Source organism: Streptomyces sp. NPDC002055 (assembly GCF_040296705.1).
In the GTDB taxonomy this organism is placed as follows: domain Bacteria; phylum Actinomycetota; class Actinomycetes; order Streptomycetales; family Streptomycetaceae; genus Streptomyces.
In genome coordinates, this window is record NZ_JBEOXS010000151.1 from 1 (window position 1) to 1,347 (window position 1,347).

The following is a 1,347-nucleotide window of genomic DNA, read 5'->3' on the forward strand; positions in this document are numbered from 1 at the left end:
TTCGAGAATCAGGCCATTTTGCGGATGATTGTCTACTAGCGTTTTTGTCTAATAGGTATATTGTAGCTTTTTCTAAGAATTTACCTTGAGCACGAGTATTTTCTTCAACATATTTTCTAAATTCTGTGTAATCCATTTTTCATCCCTTACTATAAACAGTGGCTATCTAGTTGAGGTTGACCGATTATTTCATCAAACACCTCAACAACCAATCCATAATGACGTTTTTCTAACTCAAAATATTCAATAAATTTATCATAATCAATAACATCCGGTTCCCAATCGAACTGAGCAAGCCATTCATCGGCTCTATGTTCAATCATATAGCGGTCGGCTTCTCTTTCCTGCCTTCTGTCCCAACCAGAAGAACGACAATCAAGATGTCTATGTCCAAAGGAAACGTGCCCTATTTCGTGAAGTAATATATTCTGAGTTACCTTTTCACTATTGAATATATCAATAAAAATATAAGCTGTTCCTCTAATATTAAATTTCATTCCATCTTTAAGATGAGGGTAATCTGAAGGATTATAGTATTTTATTTTTAGTGTGAGTTCTGAAAGCAACTCCTTTATAACTGACATATATTTTACCCCCTGCCATGCTCTTCTTCCCATGTTTCACGGAGCAAATGTTTATAAAGTTCTTTTTCTCTATCTGTCAGAGGCACACCATCAAAAGCTACAGCTTCGTCAACAGCCTCTTGAAGCTCTTCGTCAGTAAGCGGAGAATTTATATCAAAAAGAGGAGTAACTTTTGGTTTTGGTTTAACAGCTCTTTTAGCCTTTTCTTGCTCTTCCAATTGAGAAGAAGCAGTATCGAGGACAACTTTTTGACGTGGTTCTTCAAGTTGTTTCATTGCGTCAATAGTTTTTTCAATAATAGGAAACTCATTTTCGCTTACCCATTCATCGCTAAATCTTGGATCTATATCAGATTTTAAAATCCCAAAGAAACTAGCAATTTTTTCAACATTACCAGGATTAACCAAAGTTTTTCCGCTAGTATAATCACTAATAGTACTTTGGGCTATTCCAGTTACTCGTTGCAAATCTGCAGGTTTCTTGTTGAATTTATTTAAATATTTTTTTATATTACCTGCAATAATAGGCTTTAATGCTTCTTCTCTTGGCGTTAATTTTGATCTTCCCATTTCCATCTCCCTTTAATATTTAAATATATTATACCGAAAAAAATCGGTAGTGTAAATAACAAAAGCTAAAAAATATCGAATAAAATCGTTTTTATAGTTGACACCGAATAAAATCGGTGTTATAATTAATTCATAAAGTCAAACAAGCGAACAAACATGGAGCATTCAGTACGGCGGACGGAACAGGCTCAAAT

The 1,347-nt window shown here is 34.1% G+C and carries 2 protein-coding genes; both read right to left on the bottom strand.

From position 1 onward, the window contains the following. Nucleotides 1-149: 149 nt before the first annotated feature. The gene (locus tag ABT112_RS35175) at nt 150-584 is read right to left on the bottom strand and encodes a M48 family metalloprotease (RefSeq protein WP_351515831.1); all 435 of its coding nucleotides are present in this window, start codon (nt 582-584) and stop codon (nt 150-152) included. 5 nt (nt 585-589) lie between these two features. Then, the gene (locus tag ABT112_RS35180; RefSeq protein ID WP_351515832.1) at nt 590-1,159 is read right to left on the bottom strand and encodes a helix-turn-helix domain-containing protein; all 570 of its coding nucleotides are present in this window, start codon (nt 1,157-1,159) and stop codon (nt 590-592) included. Nucleotides 1,160-1,347 lie beyond the last annotated feature (188 nt).